The 6,566-nt window shown below is 69.7% G+C and carries 6 protein-coding genes; 4 read left to right on the top strand and 2 right to left on the bottom strand.

Annotated elements, in window-relative coordinates; all coding sequences use genetic code 11:
- Together LG634_RS25670 and LG634_RS25660 are read right to left on the bottom strand one after the other, a co-directional pair.
- On the bottom strand, nt 1-270 hold a 270-nt coding region (locus tag LG634_RS25670; RefSeq protein ID WP_264203569.1), incomplete at its 3' end, for a hypothetical protein.
- Nucleotides 271-481: 211 nt separating this feature from the next.
- Nucleotides 482-1,030 (bottom strand): DUF1062 domain-containing protein, encoded by a 549-nt coding sequence (locus tag LG634_RS25660; protein WP_226736756.1) that lies wholly within the window; start codon nt 1,028-1,030, stop codon nt 482-484.
- Between the two features lie 294 nt (nt 1,031-1,324).
- On the opposite strand from LG634_RS25660, the gene LG634_RS25655 reads away from it, so the two are divergent.
- The 4 genes from LG634_RS25655 to LG634_RS25640 all read left to right on the top strand — a co-directional run bounded on the left by LG634_RS25655 (nt 1,325) and on the right by LG634_RS25640 (nt 6,563).
- A complete protein-coding gene (locus LG634_RS25655; protein WP_226736754.1) occupies nt 1,325-2,344 on the top strand; it encodes an ATP-grasp domain-containing protein in 1,020 nt (339 codons plus the stop codon).
- A 282-nt stretch (nt 2,345-2,626) separates the two neighbouring features.
- Nucleotides 2,627-5,518, top strand: a complete 2,892-nt coding sequence (locus LG634_RS25650; RefSeq protein WP_372482490.1) for an AfsR/SARP family transcriptional regulator — start codon at nt 2,627-2,629, stop codon at nt 5,516-5,518.
- A 127-nt stretch (nt 5,519-5,645) separates the two neighbouring features.
- Nucleotides 5,646-5,822 (top strand): hypothetical protein, encoded by a 177-nt coding sequence (locus LG634_RS25645; RefSeq protein WP_226736750.1) that lies wholly within the window; start codon nt 5,646-5,648, stop codon nt 5,820-5,822.
- Between the two features lie 27 nt (nt 5,823-5,849).
- The gene (locus LG634_RS25640; RefSeq protein ID WP_226736748.1) at nt 5,850-6,563 is read left to right on the top strand and encodes a response regulator; all 714 of its coding nucleotides are present in this window, start codon (nt 5,850-5,852) and stop codon (nt 6,561-6,563) included.
- Nucleotides 6,564-6,566: the final 3 nt, after the last annotated feature.

Genomic DNA, 6,566 nt, shown 5'->3' with positions numbered 1-6,566 from the left:
GGCCGCGGCCACGGCCGTCGCCAGCACCGCCGTCGACGCGCCGCCGCGCCGCAGGGCCTCGCCCAGCGTCTGCTCGGTGGCCGCCGCCGCGTCCAGCGCCGCCGTCCACGCCGCGTACTCGGCGGCCGCGGCCGCGGCCATCGCGTCGAGCTCCTGTCGGCCGCGCGTCAGCAGCGCCGCCTGCTCCAGCCGCCCGCCGGACCGCCGCACCTCCTCCTCGACGGCCCGTGCCAGCACCTGCTCCGCCTCGCCCCGATGCCCGTCCCGCATCCGTCTCCCCCTCCACCCCCGGCCCCCCAGGGGCCGCCCGTACCCGTAGGGATACCCGCCCGCCCCGCCAAACCTGCTGAAACGGCCGAGAGTTGAGCGAATTCAGAGCTTCCCGCCGCCCGCCGCCCCCGCCCACCGCAACCCGGGGCAGCGCAAGGGGGCCACTGCTTCCGCAGTGGCCCCCTTGCGCTCGACCTCCGGCGGGCCGGGTTCAGCGCTTGAGCGTGAAGGTGAAGTCGCTGGAGAGCTTTCCGCTCAGCCGGACTGCCGATACGAGCCTGCCGTCCACGACCAGTCGCTCGACCTCGCCCCGCGAAAGACCGCAGCCTTCGGCGATGAGGCGCATGGGCCGGACCGGAATCTGGGCCTCAAAGCGCACCGAGACATCGATGGCCTCGTCCTCCGGATACTCCGATCCGCCGGTTTCGAGCCGCCAGGCGTCGTTCCAGTCGAGGGCGATGTGGTTACGGCGCCGCACGACGCCGTCCTGGAGCAGCTCGGCAGCCAGGCGGGGGTCGTTGTCGTGCGCCCGGTCCAGCATCTCGGGCCGTATCGAGCGGACATGCGTCCGCTCGAGGATGGCGATCTTCGTGGTGGTGCCGCACTGGGTGCAGAGCGCGAGAAGCCAGACGTCGAGGAGTTTGTGGTTCGCGTTGACGCGGAACTTGCCGGTCGTCCGGAAGGTCTCGGACGTACATTCCTGGCAACTGCGGCGGATGAGTGGCAGACGTACTGGTTTGACTGTCCAGTCTTCGTGCACAGAAATGCCCCTATTGCGGTGTGAGTTACCCGTGACATCGGGTCGACTCGCGCTGACCGTCCGGTGAGTACGACGACGCTACGGACGGGGCCGCGCGTGGGGCATCCGCGTCAGGATCAGCCGCGGGTAAGCCGTACGTTTACGTCCCGTTGCAGGCCCTGCGCATCGCGCTTACGGCCGCGGTGTCCGCTCACGGCTCCGGTGAAGGGGTGCCCGACCGCGCGGCGCCGGCAACGCCCGGCGGGGGGAAGAGGAGGGGAGCGGGGCGGGAAGACCGCAGGGCACAGTATGCGCATGCGTGCACACGTCCCGAGAAGTCCGCAGCCCAGACTGCTTCTGGTGATGCCCAGTCACCAGCTCGTACGGAAGGGCGCCGAGCTGGGTTTCCGCATCTGGTCGATGTGGGATCCGAAGCAGCTCGAGACCGACTTTGCACCGAGAGTCGCGGAAGCCTCGGAGGAACTGCTGCTCCTCGACTTCGCCGACGAGAACGGACTGCGCGATGCCGTCGAGCGGACTGCACTGCACCACAGGATCGATGCCGTGCTGCATTGCGGACACGGCGACTCGGTCCTGCCGGTGGCCCGGGAGGCGTGGAAGCTGGGCCTGACCCCGAACCCTCCGGCGGTGTACCACCGGCTCAGGGCGTACGAAGGAGGCGTGGACGACTGGCTCCCGGCCGAGATCCCCAGGGTGAGCGTCGAGACCCTGACCGTCGACGGGACCCACCACATCGTGGGGATAACGGGCCAACGCACCACGGGTTCGCCGCACTTCTTCGTGACGGGCTACCTCCATCCGGCACCCCTGACGGACGATGAGCGCATGGCCATCGGGGCAGCGGTCGAGGAACGGCTGACGAAGAGCGGATACCGTTCCGGTCCGGCTCACACGCAGGTGGCGCTGCTGCCGTACGGGCCGCGGATCGTGTCGTGCCGAACGCATCTCGGTGACGGCCGCATCCCCCTGCTCGTCGAGATCGCGTCCGGGTTCGACATGGAGGCGGCGGTCTTCGCGGGCCTCCAAGGCAGTCGTCCGGACGTGCCGAGCCCTTCCCGGTATGCCGAAGTCGGCTTCTTCGCCCTGCCCGACGGGCGCCTGGAGACGTGCAGCGGCACGGAGGACATCGCCGTGACCCCGTGGGTTCACGGAGCTCGCTTTCCTTACGGCATCGGCGACAGGGTCGCCCCCATCGGTGACCCGCGCTCCCTGCGCGCCTATGTGGTCGTCGACGGTGACACACCGGAACTCACCCGCGAACGGGTTGCCATGGCGCGATCAGATCTTGTCGCCGTCGTCCGTCCCACATCCTGACGACCCTGCCCGCAGCCGTTCGCAACGGGTCGCCGCACCCCGGTGCGGAGTGCCGAAGAAACCCCTGACCTGCGGTATATGCGCTGCTGTATGCTGCGCTCGAATGGTCTGGTCTAGCGGGTGGGCACCGACCGACGTGGGGCGGGGGCATGAATCGTGACATCGGCAACTTCTGACGACGGTACGAATCTTGACCCGGAATTCGCCATCCTGGGCTCCTTAGAAGTACGCAGCGGCAGTGCCCTGATCCCCGTCAACGGCGCTCTGCAACGTCGTGTCCTCGTGACCCTGCTCCTCGACGCCGGGCGCGTGGTGCCCGTTTCCCGACTGGTGACGGCCGGCTGGGGCGAAGAACCGCCCGACAGCGCCGAGCATCAGGTACGCAAGACGGTGGCCAAGCTGCGCAGCCGCATCCCCCGCGGCCCCGAGGTCATCGTAACCGACGGTCCCGGCTACCGCGCGGTCGTGAAGGCCGGTCAACTCGATCTGCTGCGCCACCAGCAGCTGATGGGACGGGCCAGGGAATCGCTGGACGCGGGGCAGCCGGAGCGTGCCGCGGCGCAGCTGCGCGAGGCGTTGGCGCTGTGGCGGGGGCCGGTGCTGGCAGGCGCCGGCGGCCAGGTGATCGACGCAGCCTCGGCAGCCCTGGAGGAGCGGCGGCTCACCGCTGCCGAACAGCTCTACGACCTGTGCATCGATGCGGGCGAGGCCGCCGAGGTCACGGGCGAGCTGCGGGTCCTCGTGGACGAGTACCCCCTGCGCGAGACACTGCGCAGCCGGCTGATGCTCGCCCTCTACCTCTCCGGGCAGCAGGCCGCAGCGCTGGACGAGTACGGCCGCGTGCGCGACCGCCTCGTGAACGAGCTGGGCATCGACCCCAGCGCGGAACTGACCGGACTCCACGAGCGCATGCTGCGTCAGGACCCGTCGCTCGCCCGTCCGGAACGCTCGTCGACGCGCGTCTCGCAGCGGGCGACCGAGGCCCCCCACACACTGCCGTTCGACGTGCCCGACTTCTCGGGCCGACGCTCTGAACTGGAGTGGGTCTGTGATGTGGCCGGACGCGCCCCGGAAGGAGCACCACGGGTCGTGGCGCTCGACGGCATGGGGGGAAGCGGCAAGACGGCGCTGGCCGTCCGCGCCGCCCATCACCTGGCCGACGAGTATCCGGACGGCAGTCTCTTCATCGACCTGCACGGCTTCACACCGGGGCAGCCGCCGCTCAGTGCGTTCCACGCACAAGGCGACCTGCTCGCCGCCGCCAGCATCCCGAGCGAGGAGGTGTCCGCGGTGTCCGCGGGGCGTGCCGCGCGATGGCAGTCCTACATGCGGGGCCGTCGCATGGTGCTCATCCTGGACAACGCCGCCTCCTCCGAGCAGGTGCGTGCGCTGATCCCCACCTCTTCCGACAGCCTGGTCCTCATCACCAGCCGCCCGAGGCTGACGGGGCTGGACGGAGTCGAGTGGCTTTCCGTGGGCGCCCTTCCGGAACGCGACAGCCACCAGCTCCTGCGCGCCACCCTCGGCGCCGACCGCGTCGAGAGGGAACCGGACGCAGCCCGGGAACTCCTGCGACTGTGCGGGGGACTCCCGCTTGCGCTCAGGATTGCCACCGCCCGGCTGGCGAACCGTCCGCACTGGTCCGTGCAGCGGCTCGCCGACCGGCTGCGGGACCACAACCGGCGCCTGGACGAACTCACGAGCGAGGGCAGGGGCGTTGCGGGCGCGCTGCTGCTGTCGTACCAGTCCATGCCTCCCGACCAGCAGTCCGCCTTCCGGCTCCTGGGCCTTCACCCGGGGCGCTATCTGGACATCCACGAAGCCGCCGCCCTCCTGGACACGGACGCCCTGTCGGCCGAGGACGCGCTGGAGGAACTGGTCGACGCACGTCTGCTGGAAGCCAGGGAGCCGGGGGTGTACGGGCTGCACGACCTCGTGCGCAGCTTCGTGCAACGCATCGCGCAAGGACAGCGGGAGCCGGGGGACGGGGTGGCGATGCAGCGGCTCCTGGACCACTACCTGCACATGGCAGAACACGCGTGCGACACGGTGTTTCCCGGGCGGCGCCGCATCGAGGGCGGCGAAGAGCACTCGGCGGCCCGCGAGTTCGAGCACAAGGAGAAGGCGCTCCAGTGGCTCGACCAGCACCGTGGCAGCCTTCTGGCGGCGGTGGACGCGGCGCACGACGGGGGACTGCTGTGGCATGCCGCGCGGCTGCCGCGTGAGCTGGGCTTCCACTCCAGCATCCGGGGCTACGACGCCAGCGCCAACGTGGCACTGGAGAAGGGGGTCAGCGCGTCACGGCGGCTCGGAGACCGCTCGTTGCTCCGGCTGAACCTGATGAACCTGGCCATGGGCAAGTGGCGCCTCGGGCAGCTGCGTGACGCGGTCGGTCTGCTGGAGGAAGCCGTCGGGTTGTCCCGGCAGATGGCCGACGAGTACTCCGAGGTGGAGTGCCAGGCCCGGCTGGGGCAGACGTACAGCAGCATGGGGGAGCTTGAACATGCGCTCCGGCTGAACCAAGAGGTCGGCAGACGCGCCCGGGAACTCGGTTTCACCCGCCTCGACGGCTCGTCGCTCAGCATGCTGAGCCTGATCCAGGTGCGGCTCGGGCGGTTCGAGGAGGCGATGGAGTCTGCGGAGCGGGCAGTGGCCATCTTCGACTCCATCGAGGAGATCCAGCTCTCCGTGACCGCCCTGAGCTACCTTTCCCAGGCGATCGAGGGCCTGGGCCGCTTCGAGGACGCGCTCGCCCGGGCCGACGCGGCGCTGGAACGGTGCCAGCAGATCGGCATGCCCGCGGCGCTGCCGCTCGTACTCGCCCGCCGAGCCGATGTGCTGGTGCGCATGGGAGCGCTGGACGAAGCGGCAGAGAGCGCCGACCACGCGCTGTCCAGGGCCACGAGCAGCACGGACGACATCAACCGCGCCACGGTGCACCTCTCGGCGGGGCGGGTGCGGTACGCGCAGGGCGACCTGGACACGGCGCTGGCTCAGCAGCGCCTGGCCCACGAGATCGCCTGCCGCATGGAGTTGCGCTACGACGAGGCGTGCGCGCTGTGGGACCTCGCCCGCACCACCGAGGCACAGGGCCATCTCCAGCTGGCCCGACAGCACCGTTCGGCGGCGGAGGACCTCTTCTCCCTCATGAAGGTGCCGCAGACCGCGCGGTGAGTCCTGCGTGTGCGTGGGGCACTCCGCCCGCGGGGGACTGAGCGGGTGCTCGGAGGGGAACCGGCCGGGAAGGGCGATTGCGAAGATCAGCGGAGCCGAAACGGCGTGTCCTTCAAAGGAGTTCCTCATGCGTTTCACCTCTGCCATCGCTTCCTCCGCCCTCGCGCTCGGGGCGCTCCTGGGTGGACCGGCGGTTTCCGCCGACACCGACGCGCAGCAGACGGTCGGGCATCGCGCCGCCGCCTCCGAGCTCCTGACGGACCCGGTCGCGAGCACGTCCGAGTCAGACCACGGCAACGGCTGAGTCACTTCTTTTTACGGGGGCAACACAATGACCATTCGGGTGCTCATCTGTGATCAGCTGCCCGTGATCGCCGACGGTCTCAGGACCCTCCTCGACGCGGTCCCGGACATCGACGTGATCGGCACGACTCCCAACGGTATGGAAGCCATCGTCCTGGTGCGCACCATGCGGCCCGATGTCGTGGTCACAGATCTGAACCTCCAGACCATCTCCGGCCTTGAGATGATCCGCAGACTCGGCCAGGAAGACGAGTCGCCCAACGTCGTCGTGTTCACCGCGACGGACACCGATGAGACGGTGAGCGACGTGCTGCACGCCGGCGCGAGCTGTCTGCTGGGCAAGGACGTGAGTCCTCAGGAGCTGATCAACGCGATCCACGGGGCGGCCGCCGGCCAGACCATGCTCGCGCCGAACATCGCACAGCGCCTGGTCGCCTGGTTCCGTGCGCAGCCGGAGCCGCAGAAGGCCGAAACGTGTCCGGAGGTGACCGAGCTGACTCCACGGGAACGGGAAGTGACGCGGATGGTGGCCCAGGGCATGTCCACCGAGGACGTGGCCCGCGAACTGATCATCGGCGAGGCCACGGTCAGAACCCATCTCTACCGGGTGCGTACCAAGCTCGGCGTCCGCGACCGGGCCGAGCTCGTGTCACTGGCATACCGGACCGGACTGATCCACTCGGATGGCCGGTCCCTCGGCGACGAGAGAATGCTGTCGATGGGCGGCCTGCGCGCCAGTTGACCC

This window comes from Streptomyces bambusae (assembly GCF_020532645.1).
Classification (GTDB): Bacteria; Actinomycetota; Actinomycetes; order Streptomycetales; family Streptomycetaceae; genus Streptomyces; species Streptomyces bambusae.
Note: the sequence above shows the minus strand (reverse complement) of the source record. Positions and strands in the feature narration are given on the sequence as shown.

Bases quoted from the DNA above. Each gene is read 5' to 3' on its own strand.
- LG634_RS25640 (WP_226736748.1), top strand. From the start codon at position 5,850: ATGACCATTCGGGTGCTCATCTGTGATCAGCTGCCCGTGATCGCCGAC.
- LG634_RS25655 (WP_226736754.1), top strand. From the start codon at position 1,325: ATGCGTGCACACGTCCCGAGAAGTCCGCAGCCCAGACTGCTTCTGGTG.
- LG634_RS25645 (WP_226736750.1), top strand. From the start codon at position 5,646: ATGCGTTTCACCTCTGCCATCGCTTCCTCCGCCCTCGCGCTCGGGGCG.